Raw genomic sequence first — 16,924 nt, 5'->3', positions numbered from 1 at the left:
CCGTATTTATGCGGACATCAGGTGATTCCACCTGACTGCAAACTGCTATAGGGATCAATCCTCATCCTCGCTCTGCAGGGCGCGGAAGGGGTGGCCTTCGTAGACGCCCAGGATGCGCACCTCGCGCGAGAAGAAACCCAACTCCTCCAGCGCCAGCGCGACGTTGCGGTCGTCCGGGTGCCCCTCGATATCGGCATAAAACAGGGTCGAGAAGAACTTGCCGCCGAGCTGATAGCTTTCCAGCTTGGTCATGTTGACGCCGTTGGTCGCGAAGCCGCCCATCGCCTTGTAGAGAGCGGCAGGCACGTTGCGCACACGGAAGATGAAGGTGGTCATCATCGTCTGGTCCGGCGTCTTGCGCCGCGCCCAGCTCTTCTCCTTCGACAGGACGACGAAGCGGGTGACGTTGTTGTCCGTGTCCTCGACATTCTCCATGGCGATGTCGAGGCCATAGAGATCGGCAGCCAGCAGCGGTGCCAGCGCCGCGTTGGAGCGGTCGCCGATTTCCGCGACGAGGCGGGCGGCGCCGGCCGTATCGCCGGCGACCGTGCCCTTCCAGCGATGCTTGCGGATGATCTTGCGGCACTGGCCGAGCGCGTGGATATGGCTGTAGACGGTCTTGATCTCCTCCGTCCTGACGCCCGGCAGCACCATGAGCTGGAAATGGATCGGCAGGAAATACTCGCCGACGATGTGCAGCTTCGATTGCGGCAGCAGATGGTGGATGTCTGCAACGCGGCCGGCGATGGTGTTTTCGATCGGGATCATCGCCAGATCGGCCTTGCCGGTCTCAACGGCGTTGAAGGCATCCTCGAAGGTCGGGCACGGCAGCGGCTCCATGTCGGGAAACATGTTGCGGCAGGCCGTGTCGGAATTGGCTCCGGGTTCGCCCTGGAAGGAAATCTTGTTGGTCTTGGCTGCCATTTTCAAAGGTCCGTGGTGGCTGAAAGAAACTTGCGGGCGCGCTGCAGGTCGTCGGGCGTATCGACGCCGAGCGGCACCGAGCCGACGATCTCGGCATCGATGCGCATACCGGCTTCGAGCGCGCGCAATTGCTCTAGGCTTTCGCGCTTTTCCAGCGGCGAAGGCCGCAAATTGACAAAACGCGTCAGCGCGGTGCGGCGATAAGCATAAATGCCGACATGATGATAAAGCGGCCCCTCGCCCCATGGAGCCGTGGCGCGGGTGAAATAGAGCGCGCGCAGCCGGGTCGGCCGGTCCGCGCCGGGCGCACCGACGATCTTCACAACGTTCGGATTGGTCTTCTCCGCCTCGTGGGTGATTTCCACGCCGAGCGTGGCGATATCGACGGTGGGGTTCTCGAGCGGCCCCAGAACGGCGCCGATGTCGCCCGGCGGAATGGTCGGCAAATCGCCCTGCAGGTTGATGATCGTGTCACAGGCGCCATTCGGATCCAGCTTGCCGAGCGCTTCGAAGATGCGGTCGGAACCCGATTGATGGTCATCGCGCGTCATCACGGCCTCGAAGCCGGCGGCACGCACGGCAGCGGCCACCTGTGGCGAATCGGTGGCCACCACCACCCGCCCTACAGCGCTTTCACGCGCCCGCTCCGCCACGTGAACGATCATCGGACGGCCGGCGATATCGGCAAGCGGCTTGCCCGGCAGACGGGTGGACGCCATGCGCGCGGGGATTATGATCAAGGTGGGCATGATGGCGGGGCACCGTTGAGAAAAGCAAAAGTGGCAAAAAGTCTCACTTGGAAGTGCCTTATATGTGTTGCAAGCGCCGAGCAAAAGACCTAGTTTCCGCGCGATTTTACCGGCATCGGCCGAGCGCGGGGGACACGAGCGCGGGGGACCATGGTTTCCACGCCGCCGCGTGCGTCCGGAACAGGGAGCCTCAGGGCGAATGAACTCTTTCGAACTCAACAAGATCCTCGGCGCGCTGCTTGGCGCGGTTTTCGTCATCTTCTCGGTCAGCCTCCTCTCGGACGCGATCTTCAGCGCGCCGGCGCCGGCAACGCCCGGCTACGCCATAGAGGTCGCCGAGGACGCGGGACATGGCGGCGCGCAGGAAGAAGCCGCGCCCGAATCGATCGCCCCCCTTCTGGCGTCCGCCGATGCGAGCAAGGGCGAGGCCATCTTCAAGCGCTGCCAGGCCTGTCACACCGTCGATGACGGCGGCGCCAACAAGGTCGGCCCAAATCTTTGGGAGATCGTCGACCGGCCGATCGCCAGCCATGAGGGTTTCAGCTATTCGGCCAGCATGAAGGAATTCTCCGAAGGCGGCAGCAAGCTGTGGACCTATGAAAACCTCGATCACTTCCTGATCAGCCCGAAGGGCTTCATGCCGGGCACGGCGATGGCGTTTGCCGGCCTGAAGAAGATCGACGACCGTGCGAACCTCATCGCCTTCCTGCGCCAGCATGCCGCCACCCCGGCGGCGCTGCCGGAAGCCAGCGCCGAGGGTGGCAGCGATGCTGCTGCGGCGCCTGCCGAAGGCGGCGCATCCGAAGAAGCACCTGCTGAGGAAGCTCCCGCCCAGGAAGCTCCGGCAGAAGAGAGCCCTGCGCCGGAAGGCCAAGGCACCGCCAACTAACAAAAATTTAATGTCGCTAAACTTGAAAAAGCCGGGTTCACCCGGCTTTTTTAATGGCAAGTTCGGGAGAGGCTGGAATTGGAAGGCCACTTGCCTTGCACGGGTGATGGTCTACCTTCCGATCGGGAACACAAGAACGATGCGAGGAGTTTTGACGATGAGGGGAATCGGCGCAACAGCAACAATGGCGGTGTTTATCGCTGCGGTGCTTCTCTCCGCCGGCGGCCCCGCCAATGCCGAGGATGAATGGCTGACGAGCACCTCTCTGATCGACCCGGAGCTGGAGAGCGCGCCTCCCTTCGAACGCTATGATTACGTCAATCCGAACGCGCCCAAGGGCGGCACATTGAATTCCGTCGCGCTCGGCACGTTCGACAGCTTCAATCCGTTCATCGTGCGCGGCACGTCCGCCGCCGGACTGAACTATTTCGGCGGGTTCCTGTGGGACACGCTGATGCAGCAATCGGTGGCCGAGCCGGGCGCCAGCCACCCGCTCATAGCCGAGGCTCTCAAATATCCGGACGATTATTCGTCAGCCACCTATCGCATCAATCCCAAGGCGCGCTGGCACGACGGCACGCCGATCACAGCGGAGGATGTGGTCTGGTCGCTGAACATGCTGAAAGAGCACAGCGCGCAGCACACGCGCTATTTCTCCAGCGTGACCGAGGCCGTCGCCCTGTCGGAGCGCGAAGTGGAATTCCGCTTCGACCAGAAGGGCAACAAGGAACTGTTCCACATCATGGGCGATCTGCCGGTGCTGCCGAAACACTGGTGGGAGGGAACGGACGCCAGCGGCAAGAAGCGCGACTTCACCCAGCCGACACTGGAACGGCCGCTGGGCAGCGGCCCCTACAAGATCGAGAGTTTCAGGCCAGGCTCGGAGATCGTCTGGAAACGCGTCGAGGACTACTGGGGCGCGGACCTGGCGGTGAATGTCGGCCGCAACAACATCGATCGCAAGCGCTACACCTACATCCAGGACGACAATGCCGCCTGGCTCGCCTTTACCAAGGGTGGTCTGCAGGATATCCGCGTCGAAAATCGCGCCCGCCGCTGGGCGACCGAGTACAATTTTCCGGCCTTCGTGGCCGGCGATGTGATCAAGCACGAGTTTCCGACCGGCGGCGCCGAGCCGATGCAGGGCTTCGTCCTGAACGTCAGGCGGCCGCAGTTCGAGGATCGCCGCGTGCGCGAGGCGCTGACGCTCGCCTTCAATTTCGAGGACATGAACCGCACGCTGTTCTATGGCAGCTACACCCGCACGGACAGCTACTTCGAGGGATCGGAACTCGCCTCCAGCGGCCTTCCCGAAGGGCGGGAACTGGAGGTTCTCGAAGCGTTTCGCGACAAGCTGCCGCCGGAAGTTTTCACCGAAGAGTTCAAGCTGCCGGTTTACGACAACCCGCAGGCAGAGCGCCAATATCTGCGCGAGGCGATCAAGCTGTTCGCCGAAGCCGGCTGGAGCATCAAGGGCGGCCGGATGGTCAATGACGACACCGGCAAGCAGTTCCGCATGGAAATCCTGGGCAACAGCCCGACCGACGAGATTACCACCGGACCCTACATCGCCGCCTTGCGAAAGATCGGCATCGACACCTCGCTGCGCATCATCGACCCCTCGCAATATGTCAACCGCATCCGCAATTTCGACTATGACGCGGTGGCCAGCATCTTCGTCAATTCGCTTTCGCCGGGCAACGAACAGCGCGAATACTGGGGATCGCAGGCTGCCGACATTCCCGGCTCGCGCAACCTTGCCGGCGTCAAGGACCCGATTGTCGACGCGCTGGTGGAGAAGATCATCTATGCCGGCGACCGCGAGGAGCTGGTTGCCGCCAGCAAGGCGCTCGACCGGGTGCTGCTGTGGAACTACTACTGGGTGCCGCAATGGCACGCCTCCTATGTGCGCATCGCTTACTGGAACAAGTTCGGCATGCCCGAGAAGCAGCCGGAATATGCCGGCGTCGATCTCGATTCCTGGTGGATCGATCCCGAGCGTGAAAAAGCGCTGGCCGCCAAGTATCGGAGCCAGAATTGACGGGACCGACGCCTTCCGCGAGCGGCCTCTCGCGGCGCGAATTCATTGCGGCGGCCGGCGCGGCGCTTGCCCTGCCGCTGTTTCCCGGCGCGGGTCTCGCCAACATACCGGCCGGCGTGCCGCTGCATGGCCTTTCCGCCTTCGGCGACCTGAAATACTCCGAGGGCTTCAGTCATTTCGACTATGCGAGCCCGGAGGCGCCGAAGGGCGGCACGTTCAACTTCCAGCCCGGCTACTGGTATTTCAACCAGAATGTGCTGACCTTCAACACGCTGAACGCCTTCGTGCGCACGGGTGACGCCCCGCCGCGCATGGAACTCTGCTTCGACACGCTGATGACGCGCGCCTATGACGAGCCGGACGCCCTCTACGGCCTGCTGGCCGAAAGCGTGACCGTGTCGGAAGACCGCAACAGCTTCACCTTCAAGCTCAGGCCCGAGGCACGCTTCCACGACGGCACGCCGCTGACGGCGGAAGACGCCGCCTTCTCCTACATGCTGATCAAGGAAAAGGGTCATCCGCAACTCGCCCTGGCGCTGACGGAGCTGGAAGAAGCGGTGGCGGAAGAGCCGCACCGACTGCGCCTGACTTTTTCCGGCCGCCAGGCGCCACGCAACATCCTCACCGTGGCCAGCTATCCCGTTTTCTCGAAGAGTTTCATCGAGGAAAACGGGTTCGACAGTTCGCGCCTCGTGCCGCTGCTGGGCTCAGGACCCTACAAGGTCGGCCGATTTTCCGCCGGGCGCTACATCGAATACGACCGGGTCGAGGACTATTGGGCGCGCGATCTGGGCCCCGCCCGCGGCTTCAACCATTTCGACCGCATCCGCATCGATTTCTACCGCGACCGCAATGCCGGATTCGAGGCCTTCAAGAAGGGCGACACGCTGTGGCGCGAGGAGTTCACCTCGCGCACCTGGGCGACCGGCTACGATTTCCCGGCGATCAAGGACGGGCGCATCGTGCAGACGGAAATCCCCAATGAGAAGCGCCCGCAGCTCTACGGCCTGGTGCTCAACCAGCGGCGGGAGCAGTTCCGCGACGCGCGGGTGCGCGAGGCGATCAGCCTCTGTTTCGACTTCGAGTGGACCAACCGCAATCTCTTCTACGGCATCTATACGCGCTCTCATTCCTTCTTCGAGAACTCGCCCTACATGGCCGAGGGCCTGCCCTCGGACGAGGAACAGGCGCTGCTCGACCGGTTTCGCGGCGAGGCGCCGGAAGCGGCGTTCGGCGAAGCCGTCATGCAGCCCGTCTCCGACGGTTCGGGCCGCGACCGCGCCAAGCTGCGCGAGGCGCGGCGCCTCCTGACCGAAGCCGGCTGGACGCCGCGCGACGGTGTGCTGCACAATGAGAAGGGCACGCGTTTTGCGCTCGAATATCTCGTGCGGGACGAGATTTTCCTGCGCACCGATGCGAGTTTCACCGAGAATCTGCGCGCCATCGGCATCGACGCCTCGATCCGGCTGGTGGATGCCTCGCAATATCAGAGCCGGCAGGCCGGTTTCGACTTCGACATGATCTCGATGGCGATCGGCATGGTGCCGACGCCGGACGCCGACGGGCTGGAGCAGCTGTTCCATTCGCGCTCGGCGGGGGTCGAGGGGTCCTATAATTTCTCCGGAACCGCCGATCCCGTGGTCGATGCGCTTATCGGCATTGCCGGCCGGTCCACCACACGCGAGGAACTGACGGTGGCGCTGAAGGTGCTCGACAGGGTCTTGCGCGCGCGGCGCGACTGGATTCCAAATTGGCACTCGGCGAATCACCGCATCGCCCATTGGGACATGTTCGGCTACAGCGACAACAAGCCCGACTATTTCTTCCCCGTGGAATCCTTGTGGTGGCATGACGCGGAAAAGGCAAAGGCCATTGGCAAAGCATAAGGATCGCGTGATCAAAATCCCGATAATCACATTCGATAACAGGGCAGCCGGCTGATGGGCGCTTATATCCTCCGCCGGCTCCTGTTGATGATCCCGACGCTGCTCGGCATCATGGCCATCTCCTTCATCGTCGTGCAGTTCGCGCCGGGCGGACCCGTCGAACAGGTGATCGCGCAGATCACCGGCCAGGGCGGCGGGGCCGATGCCCGCATCTCCGGCGGCGGCGGCGATCTCGGCAATCAGAGTTTCAGCGGCGGTTCGGTCGAAGGAAGCGGCGTCACGTCGAAATATCGCGGCGCGCAGGGCCTCGATCCGCAGTTCATCGCCTCACTCGAGAAGCAGTTCGGCTTCGACAAGCCGCCGCTCGAGCGTTTCGGCATGATGCTGTGGAACTATGCCCGCTTCGATTTCGGCGAGAGCTATTTCCGCGACATCTCGGTGATCGACCTGATCATAGAAAAGATGCCGGTTTCCGTTTCGCTCGGTCTTTGGATCACGCTGATCTCCTACGGCATCTCCATCCCGCTCGGCATCCGCAAGGCCGTCAAGGACGGCTCGACTTTCGATGTGTGGACGAGCGGCATCGTCATCGTCGCCTACGCCATTCCCGGCTTCCTGTTCGCCATCCTGCTGATGGTGCTGTTCGCCGGTGGCTCGTTCTTCGACTGGTTCCCGCTGCGCGGGCTGACCTCGGACAATTGGGAGAGCCTGTCCTGGCCGGCGCGCATACTCGATTATTTCTGGCACCTGGCCCTGCCGCTGACGGCGATGGTGCTGTCGGCCTTCGCCACCACCACGCTTCTGACCAAGAACTCGTTTCTTGAAGAAATCCGCAAGCAGTATGTCATCACGGCGCGCGCCAAGGGCCTGTCGGAAAGGCAGGTGCTGTACGGCCACGTGTTCCGCAACGCGATGCTGATCATCATCGCCGGCTTCCCCGGCGCCTTCATCTCCTCCTTCTTCACCGGCTCGCTGCTGATCGAGAGCATCTTCTCGCTGGACGGGCTCGGTCTGCTCGGCTTCCGCTCGGTGATCGACCGCGATTATCCGGTGGTGTTCGCCACTCTCTACATCTTCTCGCTGATGGGCCTGTTCATCAGCCTGATCTCCGATATCACCTACACGATGATCGATCCGCGCATCGACTTCGACCGGAGGGATGTCTGATGTCGGATATCCAGGTGACGAGCGAGGTCGAGGCGGTGCGGCGCCGGATGGCGCGGCCATGGCTGTCGCCGCTCAACCAGCGCCGCTGGCAGAGTTTCCGCGCCAATCGGCGCGGCTACTGGTCTCTGTGGATATTCCTCCTCCTGTTCATCCTGTCGCTGTTCGCCGAATTCCTGGCCAACGACAAGCCGGTGCTCGCCTACTACAAGGGCGAGATCCTGGTTCCCGTCCTGGTCGACTATCCGGAAGAGAAATTCGGCGGCTTCCTTGCCGTCACCGATTACCGCGATCCGATCATCAACGAGGAGATTTCGGCCAATGGCTGGATGCTGTGGCCGCCGATCCGTTACTCCTACCGCACGGTCAACAACGAGATTCCGGAGGCCGCGCCGGCCAAACCCTCCTGGTTCTACACCAAGGAGGAGCGCTGCCAGCGATACCCGCTGGGCGCCGAGGACCCGGCCTGCACGCCCGGCAACTGGAACTGGCTCGGCACGGACGACCAGGCGCGCGACGTGCTTTCGCGCGTCATCTACGGTTTCCGCATCTCGGTCCTGTTCGGCCTCATCCTGACGGCCGCCTCCGCGCTGATCGGTGTCTCGGCCGGCGCCATTCAGGGCTATTTCGGCGGCTGGACCGACCTCCTGTTCCAGCGCTTCATCGAAATATGGTCGTCAGTGCCGGTGCTGTATCTCATCCTGATCATCGCCGCCGTCCTGCCGCCGGGCTTCTTCATCCTGCTCGGCATCATGCTGCTGTTCTCATGGGTGGCCTTCGTCGGTGTCGTCCGGGCGGAATTCCTGCGCGCCCGCAACTTCGAATATGTCAGCGCGGCGCGGGCGCTCGGCGTGCCCAACCGGACCATCATGTTCCGCCATCTTCTGCCCAACGCCATGGTGGCGACGCTGACCTTCCTGCCTTTCATCCTCAACGGCTCGATCACCACACTGACGTCGCTCGATTTCCTCGGCTTCGGCCTGCCGCCCGGTTCGCCCTCGCTCGGTGAGCTCTTGCGCCAGGGCCAGCGCAACCTGAATGCGCCATGGCTCGGCATCACCGGTTTCCTCAGCCTGTCCATCATGCTGTCGCTGCTGATCTTTGTCGGCGAGGCCGTGCGCGACGCCTTCGACCCGCGGAAGACGTTCAAATGAGCGCCACAATCCCGTATACTGACCGGATGACGAGAAGGACTTGAAACGATGGGCGTGATCACGGTCAAACACTATCGGGCATCGAAGCTGCCAGCGGATTTGCGCGCCGGGCTTGCCGATGACGCTCTCGTCAGCATCACGGTTGAAGAGGAAAGAGCCCAATACACCTCCTCTAGCGCGGCGACTTTGAAAGAACAGCTCGCGCGCGTCCGGAAATCGCTGAAACGTCCTGTCTCGAGCGAAGAGGCGGCGCAGCGGATCAGAGAACTGCGTGACGAGTGGGACGATTGATGGAGGCCATCAAGCGTCTCTATCTCGATACGAATGTCTTCATCGAACTTGGCGAAGGCGAGGATGCGCGGCAGCAGCTTCTGTACGACATCGTCGCCTCTCAAGCCGCTGGAGAACCATTGTTCCTATGCACCTGCGAACTGACGCTGGCGGAGCTTCTCGTCCGGCCTTATCGGGACCGCAACGACCAGCTTATCGAGCTATACGACAACTGGATATTCCGGGGAAACACCTGGTTGGACGTCGGCCCGGTGACACGGGATGTGCTGTGGGCCGCCGCTCTGGTGCGCCGCCAATATCCGGGTGTGAAACTGCCCGACGCTATCCACATTTCAGCGGCTTTCGGTTTCCAATGCAGCCATTTTCTAACTGCCGACCTGAAAGTTCCCGAAACTATCCAGATAACGAATGACCGATGGGGGAAACCAAAATCGTCTCCGGAACTGAGGATCGTCTCCTCCACGATCGAAAACCTGCAATCAATCCTGAGCAGCCGGGCATGACGGACGGCCCCCTCCTTTCCGTCCGCGATCTCTCCGTTTCCTTCACGCAAGGCGGTGACGAGACGCTGGCGGTCGATCGCGTCTCGTTCGACATCGGGCGCGGCGAGACGGTCGCGCTGGTCGGCGAGTCCGGTTCGGGCAAATCGGTCACCGCGCTTTCGGTGTTGAAGCTGCTGCCCTATCCGGCGGCCAGCCATCCTTCCGGCCAGGTGCTCTACAACGGCGTCGATCTGCTTTCCGCCGACGAGCCGACCTTGCGCAAGGTGCGCGGCAACGAGATCGCCATGATCTTCCAGGAGCCGATGACCTCGCTCAACCCGCTGCACACGATCGAGCGGCAGGTCGGCGAAATCCTCAAGCTGCATCGCGGGATGGGCGAGAACGCCGCCCGGCAGCGCACGCTGGAATTGCTCAACCAGGTGGGCATTCGCGAGCCGGAAAGGCGGCTCGGCGCTTTCCCGCATCAATTATCGGGCGGACAGCGCCAGCGTGTCATGATCGCCATGGCTCTGGCCAACGAGCCGGATTTGCTGATCGCCGACGAGCCGACCACGGCGCTCGACGTGACGGTGCAGGCGCAGATCCTCGAACTGCTCGCCAAGCTCAGGCGCGACAAATCCATGTCGATGCTGTTCATCACCCATGACCTCGGCATCGTGCGCAAGATCGCCGACCGGGTCTGCGTGATGACCGAGGGCAAGATCGTCGAAAGCGGTCCGACCGAGCAGATCTTCGCCAATCCCCAGCACGCCTATACGCGCCACCTGATCGCGGCCGAACCGAAGGGCACGCCGCCAAAGGCCGACCTCACCGCCGCAACGGTGATGGAAGGCCGCGACATCAAGGTCTGGTTCCCGATCAAGAAGGGGCTGCTTCGGCGCACGGTCGACCACGTCAAGGGCGTCGATGGCGTGGATCTCACGGTGCGCGCCGGGCAGACGCTGGGCGTCGTCGGCGAATCGGGCTCGGGCAAGACGACACTCGGCCTGGCGCTGGCGCGGATGATCTCGTCACAGGGAGAAATCCGCTTCTCGGGCAAGGAGATCGACCAGCTCAGCTACCGCCAGATGCGGCCCTATCGCCATGCGCTGCAGATCGTCTTCCAGGACCCCTACGGCTCGCTCAGCCCGCGCATGTCGATCGCCGAAATCATCCAGGAGGGATTGCGCGTCCATCAGCCGGGCCTGTCCCTGCAGGAACGCGACGATCTGGTGATCGATGCGCTGAAGGAGGTGGACCTCAACCCTGAGACCCGCTTCCGCTATCCGCACGAATTCTCCGGCGGCCAGCGGCAGCGCATCGCCATCGCCCGGGCGATGGTGCTGAAGCCCCGTTTCGTCATGCTTGACGAGCCGACGTCGGCGCTCGACATGAGCGTGCAGGCGCAGGTGGTGGACCTCTTGCGCGATTTGCAGAGAAGGCACAATCTGGCTTACCTGTTCATCAGCCACGATTTGAAAGTGGTGCGGGCGCTGGCCAATGAGGTCATCGTCATGCGCTCGGGAAAGGTCGTCGAGGCCGGGACGGCGGAGCAGATTTTCGACGCGCCGCAAACCGACTATACGCGTGCGCTGATCGCCGCTGCCTTCAACATCGAAGCCACGCCGGGAGGCGTGGTGAGCGAGTAGTAACAGCATCGTGCTTTGGGAATTTCAGGGGCCATCATGAACACACCGGCACGCGGCCGCATTCTTCTGTCCATCACGGGTTTCAACCCGCAGCGCTGGTACGACCTTCTGTCGAAGGAGCGCGACGTGGTGCTCGAGCCTGCCGGCGCGGAGGACCCATCCATCGACTATGCCGTCGTGTGGAAGCAGCAGCCCGGCATCCTGTCGCGGCTGCCCAATCTCAAGGCGATCTTCTCCATCGGCGCCGGCGTCGATCATATCTTCGCCGATGATCAGTTGCCGGACGTGCCTATCGTCCGCGTGGTCGCAGACAACCTGACGCAGTACATGTGCGAGTATGTCTGCTGGCGCGTGCTCGATCATCACCGTCAAGGCGCCTATTACCGCACGCAGCAGGCCAACAAGGTCTGGCGCGACGCGCATCAGCCGCCGGCGAACGAAGTCTCCGTCGGCATCATGGGCTTTGGAGAGCTCGGCCGCCATGCGGCCCGCGCGCTTCTGGCGCTGGGTTTCAGCGTCAACGGCTGGAGCCGCGGCGTCAGGACGATGGATGGCGTTTCGACGTTCCATGGCGAGGATGGCCTGACGCCGTTTCTCAACGCCACCGACATACTGGTGATCCTGCTGCCGCTGACAGCGGCGACGCAGGGCATTGTCGATCATTCGGTGCTGGCGCGGCTCCGGCAGGATGGGCCGCTGGGCGGACCCTGCCTGATCAATGCGGGGCGCGGCCGTCTGCACAAGGAGACCGATATCCTGCGGGCGCTGGAGGAACGCATTCTGAAAGAAGCCAGCCTCGACGTCTTCGAGCGCGAGCCGCTGGCGCCGGAAAGTCCGCTGTGGAACCACCCGCGGGTTTTCATCACGCCGCACGCCGCGGCCGTGTCGGACCCGGCGCATCTGGCGGCGCCGATGCTCGCCCAGATGGACGCCTTCGAACGGGGCGAACCGCTGGGGAATTTGGTCGATCCGGAAGTCGGCTACTGAGGGTGCGGTTCACGGTCGGCGATAATGGGCCGGCGATAATGGGTCGGCTGCCCGTAAAGGGGGGCGATCCGGGCGATCGCCTCGGCCAACGCCTCGCGCGCCACGCTCATCGTATGGCCGCTGGCGTGCAGCGCCGTCACCGCGTCAACCATGATCGCCACATGACCGCGCCAGAACACGAGGTCGCCGCGCCGGAGCGGCGTCTGCGCGGGGTCGATCACCGCGCCGATGCTTTCCGCCTGCATGTCGGTATCGCGCAATACGGTGCGCCCCGTCATGCGCATGGAAAGCTGCACCAGACCGGAACAATCGATGCCGAAGCCGCTTGCCCCGCCCCATAGATAGGGCGTGTGGATGAAGGTTTCGGCCACCGCCACATAGTCATCCACCTGTTCGGCGGCAGGGCGCAAATGGCGGGCGATCATCGCGCCGCCCGAGGCGAGCAGCGCATAGCGCGTTCCCCGGTTCTCGACGGTTTCCGTGACGGTGACGCGCGCGCCCATGCTGTGGGCCATGACGATGGGAGCCTTCAATTCGGCCCTTGGATAGACGAAGCTGCGCGGCACGGCCACCACATGATCCGGCTCGGCCGCCGCGCCAAGGCCGGCCTCCTCGACATAGCCGACATAGCCATCGCGCTCCGCCTGCATCCAGGCCCAGCCATTGCTGCGCTCGAAGACCCGCACCGCGTCGCCGAACAGAAGCTGCGTGTCGATGCCGGCATCGGCGCGTGGCGCGCCGTGGATGTTGAGCACGGGTGCGGCAACCCGCGCTGCCTCGCCCTCGGTGAAGCGCTCGGCCTCGACCGCGCCGCGCAGGCGGGCATCGGCGAGGTCCGCCCGGTGGGCATGCAGACGGCGGTCGAGTGAGGTCATAAGGGCAGCTCCGAGGCTTTCGCCACAACCACGTCGCCGAAGCGCTCGACGAACAGTGCACCCTCGACGGTGCGCTTGACGAGAACGTTGCGCCGGTCGCGCGCGTCGCGGTGGCGCGAGACGAGTTTCAGCGCGCCCATCGTATCGAGCGCGCGGGTGATCACCGGTTTTGTTACGCCGAGCCGGTCGGCCAGCCCGCGCACCGTGTGTGGCGGCGGATCGAGATAGATGGTGAGCAGGATCGCCATCTGCCGCTCGGTCAAATCCGGCCGATGCTCGCGCACCTCGGCGAGGCTTGCCTGCTGCCAGAGCCGAAGCGCCTGGATCGGCCGTAACTGGATCGACATCCCACTTGCTCAACTTGCCGGCGCATCCACGGTTATCGCGAATGGCATGGAACCGTTTCGGTTCCGTATCGATCATGCCGCTAAAGCCGCGCCGAGGCAAGATGCTCAGCCGCCGTAGCGATCCGCCAGCACACGCTCGATGGCGCGGATTCCCTGTGCCTCGCCGCCAACCGGCGCGTAGGGCTTGTCGGTCGGGTTCCAGCCGTAAATGTCCAGATGGATCCAGCTCTTCGCCTTCTCGACGAAGCGGCTGAGGAACAGGGCGGCAACCGGCGAGCCGGCAAAGCCGTCGAAGGAGACATTGTTCATGTCGGCGATCTTGGAATCGAGCCGCGCCTGATAGGGCTTCCACAGCGGCATGCGCCATAGCGGATCAGCAACTGTCATGGCGGCCCGCGCCAGCGCATCGGCCAGGGCGTCGTCCTCGGTGTAGAAGGGCGGCAGGTCGGGACCGAGCGCCACGCGCGCCGCGCCCGTCAGCGTCGCCATGTCGATCAGCACCTCCGGCGCTTCCTCATCGGCCAGCGCCAGCGCATCGGCGAGAACCAGACGGCCTTCCGCATCGGTGTTGCCGATCTCGACGGTCAGCCCCCTGCGGCTCGTCAGGACATCGCCGGGGCGGAACGCATTGCCGGAAACGGCATTCTCCACCGCCGGGATAAGCACCCGCAGGCGGATGCCGATCCTGGAGGCCATCAGCATCGAGGCAAGCCCCAGCACATTCGCCGCGCCACCCATATCCTTCTTCATCAGGAGCATGCCGGCGGCCGGCTTCAGATCGAGCCCGCCCGTGTCGAAACAGACACCCTTGCCGACCAGCGTCACCTTCGGCGCGTCCGCCGCGCCCCAGGTGAGGTCGATCAGGCGCGGGGCGATCGCCGCGGCGCGGCCGACGGCGTGGATCATCGGCAGGTTCTGGTCGAGCAGGGCATCGCCCTCGATGACGGAAACCTCGGCGCCATGCCTGCTGGCGAGCGCCCGCGCCGCCGCCTCGAGCTTGTCGGGTCCCATGTCGCCCGCCGGCGTGTTGATCAGGTCGCGGGCGAGGAAGCTGCCTTCGGCCAGACGCCCGACCCGCGCCGCATCGACGCCTTCCGGCAGCGCGAAGCGGATTTCCGGCAAAGGTTTCTTGCCATAGCGGGTGAAGGCGTAGGAACCGAGCAGCAGGCCAAGCACCGCCAGTTCCGGGTCGGCAGGCGCGGTGGCGAAATGCCAGGCGCCCTCGGGCAGATGCCGCGCCAGCCCGCCGGCCGCCAGCGCCGACGCCTCGCCTGCCTCGCCCAAACCAAGGAAGGCGCCGGCCAGAACGGTGTTTTCGCCGGGTACCGTCAAAACCTTGCCCGCCGCGCCCGAGAAGCCGTGCACCCGCGCCCAGGCCAACGCCTCCGGCGGCGCCGCAACGGCCTCGAGCCCGCTTGCCCGAACCGGATAGACCGGCAGGGAATGGGCGTCCTTCTTGGCGACGAGCGTGAGGGGCATTTCCTGTCTCCTTGTGTGCCGGCGGGAGCTTGCGTCTTAACGCTCCGTTAGGGTTAACAGAATATTTCTCTTCGTTAAGAGTTGGCCGGAGGGCGGCCGAAACCAATCGGAGGGCGCGCCAGATGTTTACCCAACAGCGCACGAATGCAACCGCAAACAGACTAGCAATGACCGCGCTGGCGCTCGTTATGGCAGCGGCGCTGGCTGGCTGCGCCAAGGATCGCATGGCGACCGGCTCGGTCAGCCGCAGCACGCCGGCCAACGTCGCCAACCTGAACGGCACGGAACTGAACCAGGCGGCCAACGCACTCGGCCGCGCCTACGCCAAGAAGCCGAAAGACAAGGCAATCGCCCTGCGCTACGCCAATGTGCTGCAGATGAGCGGGCGTGTCGACCAGTCGCTGGCGGTCATGCGCAAGGCGGCCATCGACCATTCGAAGGACCGCGACGTGCTTGCCGCCTACGGCAAGGCGCTGGCGGCGGCCGGAGAATTGCAGCCGGCGCTCGACGCGGTGCGCCGCGCGCAGACGCCCGAATATCCCGACTGGCGGCTCCTGTCCGCCGAAGGCGCGATCCTCGACCAGCTCGGGCAGGCCGAGGCAGCCCGCGCGCTCTACCGCAAGGCGCTGAACCTGCAGCCGAACGAAGCCTCGATCCTGTCGAATCTCGGCATGTCGTATCTGCTCGAAGGCGATCTGAAATCCGCCGAGACGCAGATGCGCCAGGCTTCCCAGGGAACAGGCGCCGACAGCCGCGTCAGGCAGAATCTGGCGCTGGTGATCGGCCTGCAAGGCCGCTTCCAGGAAGCCGAGCAGATCGCCCGGCAGGAGCTGTCGGCCGAGCAGGCGGAAGCCAACGTGGCCTATCTGCGCTCGATGCTGTCACAACAGAATGCCTGGAACCAGATTTCCGACGACAACAAGAAGACGCGCAACTGATTGCTGCGCGAGCCGGCGTGGCACGGGCGACGGTCCACCCGCGCGCCAGCGTTCTGCCGCGCTGAAACTCAGGGCCTCAGAACAGGCCCTGTTCCTTGATCTGGATGCCGGCCGGGCCGAGAATCACGGCGAACAAGACCGGCAGGAAGAACAGGATCATCGGCACGGTCAGCTTGGGCGGCAAAGCGGCCGCCTTCTTCTCCGCCTCGTTCATGCGCATTTCGCGGCTTTCATCGGCCAGCACGCGCAAAGCGTGGCTCACCGGCGTGCCGTAGCGCTCTGCCTGCATTAACGCCTGGGTGACGCTCTTGACGGTTTCCAGGCCCGTGCGGGCGCCCAGGTTTTCGTAAGCCTGGCGGCGTTCCTGGAGGAACGACAATTCGGCGTTCGTCAGCACGAGCTCCTCGGCCAGCGCAACGGACTGCGCGCCGATCTCGTCGGCGACGCGGCGGAACGCCGCCTCGACGGACATGCCGGATTCGACGCAGATCAGCATCAGGTCGAGCGCGTCGGGCCAGGCAAGCTGGATCGACTGCTTGCGCTTGGTGGCCAGGTTGGAGACGTAGAGCACGGGGGCATAGAAGCCCGCATAAGCGGCGAGCAGACAGACGAACAGCTTGACGAAGAACGGCTGCTCCGGAAGGCCGTTCAAGACAAAGATGTAAACTGCCGCCAAGGCAAAGCCGACAAACGGCAGGACAAGGCGGAAGAACAACAGTTTGGTCAAGGGATTCTGGCCGCGAAAGCCGGCCATGCGCAGTTTGGCGACGGTCGCCTCGTCGGCCAGTGCGCGGCGCAGGTCGAGCCGCTCGACGATGGCGCGCATTCCCATGGAGTGCTCCTCACGCAACCCGCCGCGCCGGCGCTGTTCCGCCTCGGCCGCCAGACGGGCGCGCTGCTTGGCCCGGAGTTCCTCGCGTTCCAGCGCCACGCTCTTCATACGCGATTTCAGCGGATCGCCGCCAAAGGCCGGCAGCAGCGTGAAAACCGTGGCGAAGACAGCAATCGCAACGAACAGGGCGATCAGAAAGCTGGGATCGATGATGGCGCCGACGAAATTTCCAGGCAT

16 protein-coding genes are annotated in these 16,924 nt (G+C 64.0%); 10 read left to right on the top strand and 6 right to left on the bottom strand.

Going from position 1 to position 16,924, the window contains the following annotated elements:
* Window positions 1–54 precede the first annotated feature (54 nt).
* Together AB843_RS03295 and AB843_RS03290 are read right to left on the bottom strand one after the other, a co-directional pair.
* Window positions 55–924, bottom strand: a complete 870-nt coding sequence (locus tag AB843_RS03295) for a prephenate dehydratase (RefSeq protein WP_048645361.1) — start codon at window positions 922–924, stop codon at window positions 55–57.
* 2 nt (window positions 925–926) lie between these two features.
* A complete protein-coding gene (locus tag AB843_RS03290) occupies window positions 927–1,673 on the bottom strand; it encodes a 3-deoxy-manno-octulosonate cytidylyltransferase (protein WP_048645360.1) in 747 nt (248 codons plus the stop codon).
* 199 nt (window positions 1,674–1,872) lie between these two features.
* Here AB843_RS03290 and AB843_RS03285 point away from each other — a divergent pair, with 199 nt between their 5' ends.
* The 9 genes from AB843_RS03285 to AB843_RS03245 all read left to right on the top strand — a co-directional run bounded on the left by AB843_RS03285 (window position 1,873) and on the right by AB843_RS03245 (window position 12,216).
* The gene (locus AB843_RS03285) at window positions 1,873–2,562 is read left to right on the top strand and encodes a c-type cytochrome (protein ID WP_048645359.1); all 690 of its coding nucleotides are present in this window, start codon (window positions 1,873–1,875) and stop codon (window positions 2,560–2,562) included.
* A gap of 157 nt (window positions 2,563–2,719) precedes the next feature.
* The gene (locus AB843_RS03280) at window positions 2,720–4,603 is read left to right on the top strand and encodes an extracellular solute-binding protein (protein ID WP_048645358.1); all 1,884 of its coding nucleotides are present in this window, start codon (window positions 2,720–2,722) and stop codon (window positions 4,601–4,603) included.
* A complete protein-coding gene (locus AB843_RS03275) occupies window positions 4,600–6,489 on the top strand; it encodes an extracellular solute-binding protein (protein WP_048645357.1) in 1,890 nt (629 codons plus the stop codon). Before AB843_RS03280 ends, AB843_RS03275 begins: the two co-directional genes overlap by 4 nt.
* 54 nt (window positions 6,490–6,543) lie before the next feature.
* Window positions 6,544–7,656 carry a microcin C ABC transporter permease YejB gene (locus AB843_RS03270; protein WP_048645356.1) on the top strand — a complete coding sequence of 371 codons (1,113 nt, stop codon included), beginning with the start codon at window positions 6,544–6,546 and terminating at the stop codon, window positions 7,654–7,656.
* Window positions 7,656–8,807 (top strand): ABC transporter permease, encoded by a 1,152-nt coding sequence (locus AB843_RS03265; protein WP_048645355.1) that lies wholly within the window; start codon window positions 7,656–7,658, stop codon window positions 8,805–8,807. Before AB843_RS03270 ends, AB843_RS03265 begins: the two co-directional genes overlap by 1 nt.
* A gap of 48 nt (window positions 8,808–8,855) precedes the next feature.
* Window positions 8,856–9,098 carry a hypothetical protein gene (locus AB843_RS03260; protein WP_048645354.1) on the top strand — a complete coding sequence of 81 codons (243 nt, stop codon included), beginning with the start codon at window positions 8,856–8,858 and terminating at the stop codon, window positions 9,096–9,098.
* Window positions 9,098–9,601: a type II toxin-antitoxin system VapC family toxin gene (locus tag AB843_RS03255; RefSeq protein WP_048645353.1), complete on the top strand. Its 504-nt coding sequence runs from the start codon at window positions 9,098–9,100 to the stop codon at window positions 9,599–9,601. The genes AB843_RS03260 and AB843_RS03255 overlap by 1 nt, the downstream gene beginning before the upstream one ends.
* Window positions 9,598–11,229: an ABC transporter ATP-binding protein gene (locus AB843_RS03250; RefSeq protein ID WP_048645352.1), complete on the top strand. Its 1,632-nt coding sequence runs from the start codon at window positions 9,598–9,600 to the stop codon at window positions 11,227–11,229. The genes AB843_RS03255 and AB843_RS03250 overlap by 4 nt, the downstream gene beginning before the upstream one ends.
* A 36-nt stretch (window positions 11,230–11,265) precedes the next feature.
* Window positions 11,266–12,216 carry a 2-hydroxyacid dehydrogenase gene (locus AB843_RS03245; RefSeq protein ID WP_048645351.1) on the top strand — a complete coding sequence of 317 codons (951 nt, stop codon included), beginning with the start codon at window positions 11,266–11,268 and terminating at the stop codon, window positions 12,214–12,216.
* On the opposite strand, the gene AB843_RS03240 is transcribed toward AB843_RS03245, so the two are convergent.
* The 3 genes from AB843_RS03240 to AB843_RS03230 form a co-directional block, all read right to left on the bottom strand.
* Window positions 12,210–13,091: a C40 family peptidase gene (locus AB843_RS03240; RefSeq protein ID WP_048645350.1), complete on the bottom strand. Its 882-nt coding sequence runs from the start codon at window positions 13,089–13,091 to the stop codon at window positions 12,210–12,212. The genes AB843_RS03245 and AB843_RS03240 overlap by 7 nt on opposite strands.
* Window positions 13,088–13,438 (bottom strand): MarR family winged helix-turn-helix transcriptional regulator, encoded by a 351-nt coding sequence (locus tag AB843_RS03235; protein ID WP_048645349.1) that lies wholly within the window; start codon window positions 13,436–13,438, stop codon window positions 13,088–13,090. The genes AB843_RS03240 and AB843_RS03235 overlap by 4 nt, the downstream gene beginning before the upstream one ends.
* A 105-nt stretch (window positions 13,439–13,543) precedes the next feature.
* Window positions 13,544–14,917, bottom strand: coding sequence for a leucyl aminopeptidase family protein (locus AB843_RS03230; RefSeq protein ID WP_048645348.1), 1,374 nt, complete (start codon window positions 14,915–14,917; stop codon window positions 13,544–13,546).
* A 122-nt stretch (window positions 14,918–15,039) separates the two neighbouring features.
* Here AB843_RS03230 and AB843_RS03225 point away from each other — a divergent pair, with 122 nt between their 5' ends.
* Window positions 15,040–15,855 carry a tetratricopeptide repeat protein gene (locus AB843_RS03225; RefSeq protein WP_048645347.1) on the top strand — a complete coding sequence of 272 codons (816 nt, stop codon included), beginning with the start codon at window positions 15,040–15,042 and terminating at the stop codon, window positions 15,853–15,855.
* 76 nt (window positions 15,856–15,931) lie between these two features.
* Here the strand turns inward: AB843_RS03225 and AB843_RS03220 are convergent, their stop codons facing one another.
* Entirely contained in the window at window positions 15,932–16,924 is a 993-nt protein-coding gene (locus AB843_RS03220) for a type II secretion system F family protein (protein WP_048645346.1), read from the bottom strand.

The organism is Nitratireductor soli (genome assembly GCF_001050155.1).
In the GTDB taxonomy this organism is placed as follows: domain Bacteria; phylum Pseudomonadota; class Alphaproteobacteria; order Rhizobiales; family Rhizobiaceae; genus Nitratireductor; species Nitratireductor soli.
This window is presented reverse-complemented; position numbering and strand designations above follow the sequence as displayed.

Coding starts and splice junctions, on each gene's coding strand:
- AB843_RS03295 (WP_048645361.1), bottom strand. CDS start 924: ATGGCAGCCAAGACCAACAAGATTTCCTTCCAGGGCGAACCCGGAGCC.
- AB843_RS03290 (WP_048645360.1), bottom strand. CDS start 1,673: ATGCCCACCTTGATCATAATCCCCGCGCGCATGGCGTCCACCCGTCTG.
- AB843_RS03285 (WP_048645359.1), top strand. CDS start 1,873: ATGAACTCTTTCGAACTCAACAAGATCCTCGGCGCGCTGCTTGGCGCG.
- AB843_RS03280 (WP_048645358.1), top strand. CDS start 2,720: ATGAGGGGAATCGGCGCAACAGCAACAATGGCGGTGTTTATCGCTGCG.
- AB843_RS03270 (WP_048645356.1), top strand. CDS start 6,544: ATGGGCGCTTATATCCTCCGCCGGCTCCTGTTGATGATCCCGACGCTG.
- AB843_RS03265 (WP_048645355.1), top strand. CDS start 7,656: ATGTCGGATATCCAGGTGACGAGCGAGGTCGAGGCGGTGCGGCGCCGG.
- AB843_RS03260 (WP_048645354.1), top strand. CDS start 8,856: ATGGGCGTGATCACGGTCAAACACTATCGGGCATCGAAGCTGCCAGCG.
- AB843_RS03255 (WP_048645353.1), top strand. CDS start 9,098: ATGGAGGCCATCAAGCGTCTCTATCTCGATACGAATGTCTTCATCGAA.
- AB843_RS03250 (WP_048645352.1), top strand. CDS start 9,598: ATGACGGACGGCCCCCTCCTTTCCGTCCGCGATCTCTCCGTTTCCTTC.
- AB843_RS03245 (WP_048645351.1), top strand. CDS start 11,266: ATGAACACACCGGCACGCGGCCGCATTCTTCTGTCCATCACGGGTTTC.
- AB843_RS03240 (WP_048645350.1), bottom strand. CDS start 13,091: ATGACCTCACTCGACCGCCGTCTGCATGCCCACCGGGCGGACCTCGCC.
- AB843_RS03235 (WP_048645349.1), bottom strand. CDS start 13,438: ATGTCGATCCAGTTACGGCCGATCCAGGCGCTTCGGCTCTGGCAGCAG.
- AB843_RS03230 (WP_048645348.1), bottom strand. CDS start 14,917: ATGCCCCTCACGCTCGTCGCCAAGAAGGACGCCCATTCCCTGCCGGTC.
- AB843_RS03225 (WP_048645347.1), top strand. CDS start 15,040: ATGTTTACCCAACAGCGCACGAATGCAACCGCAAACAGACTAGCAATG.
- AB843_RS03220 (WP_048645346.1), bottom strand. CDS start 16,924: ATGCCTGGAAATTTCGTCGGCGCCATCATCGATCCCAGCTTTCTGATC.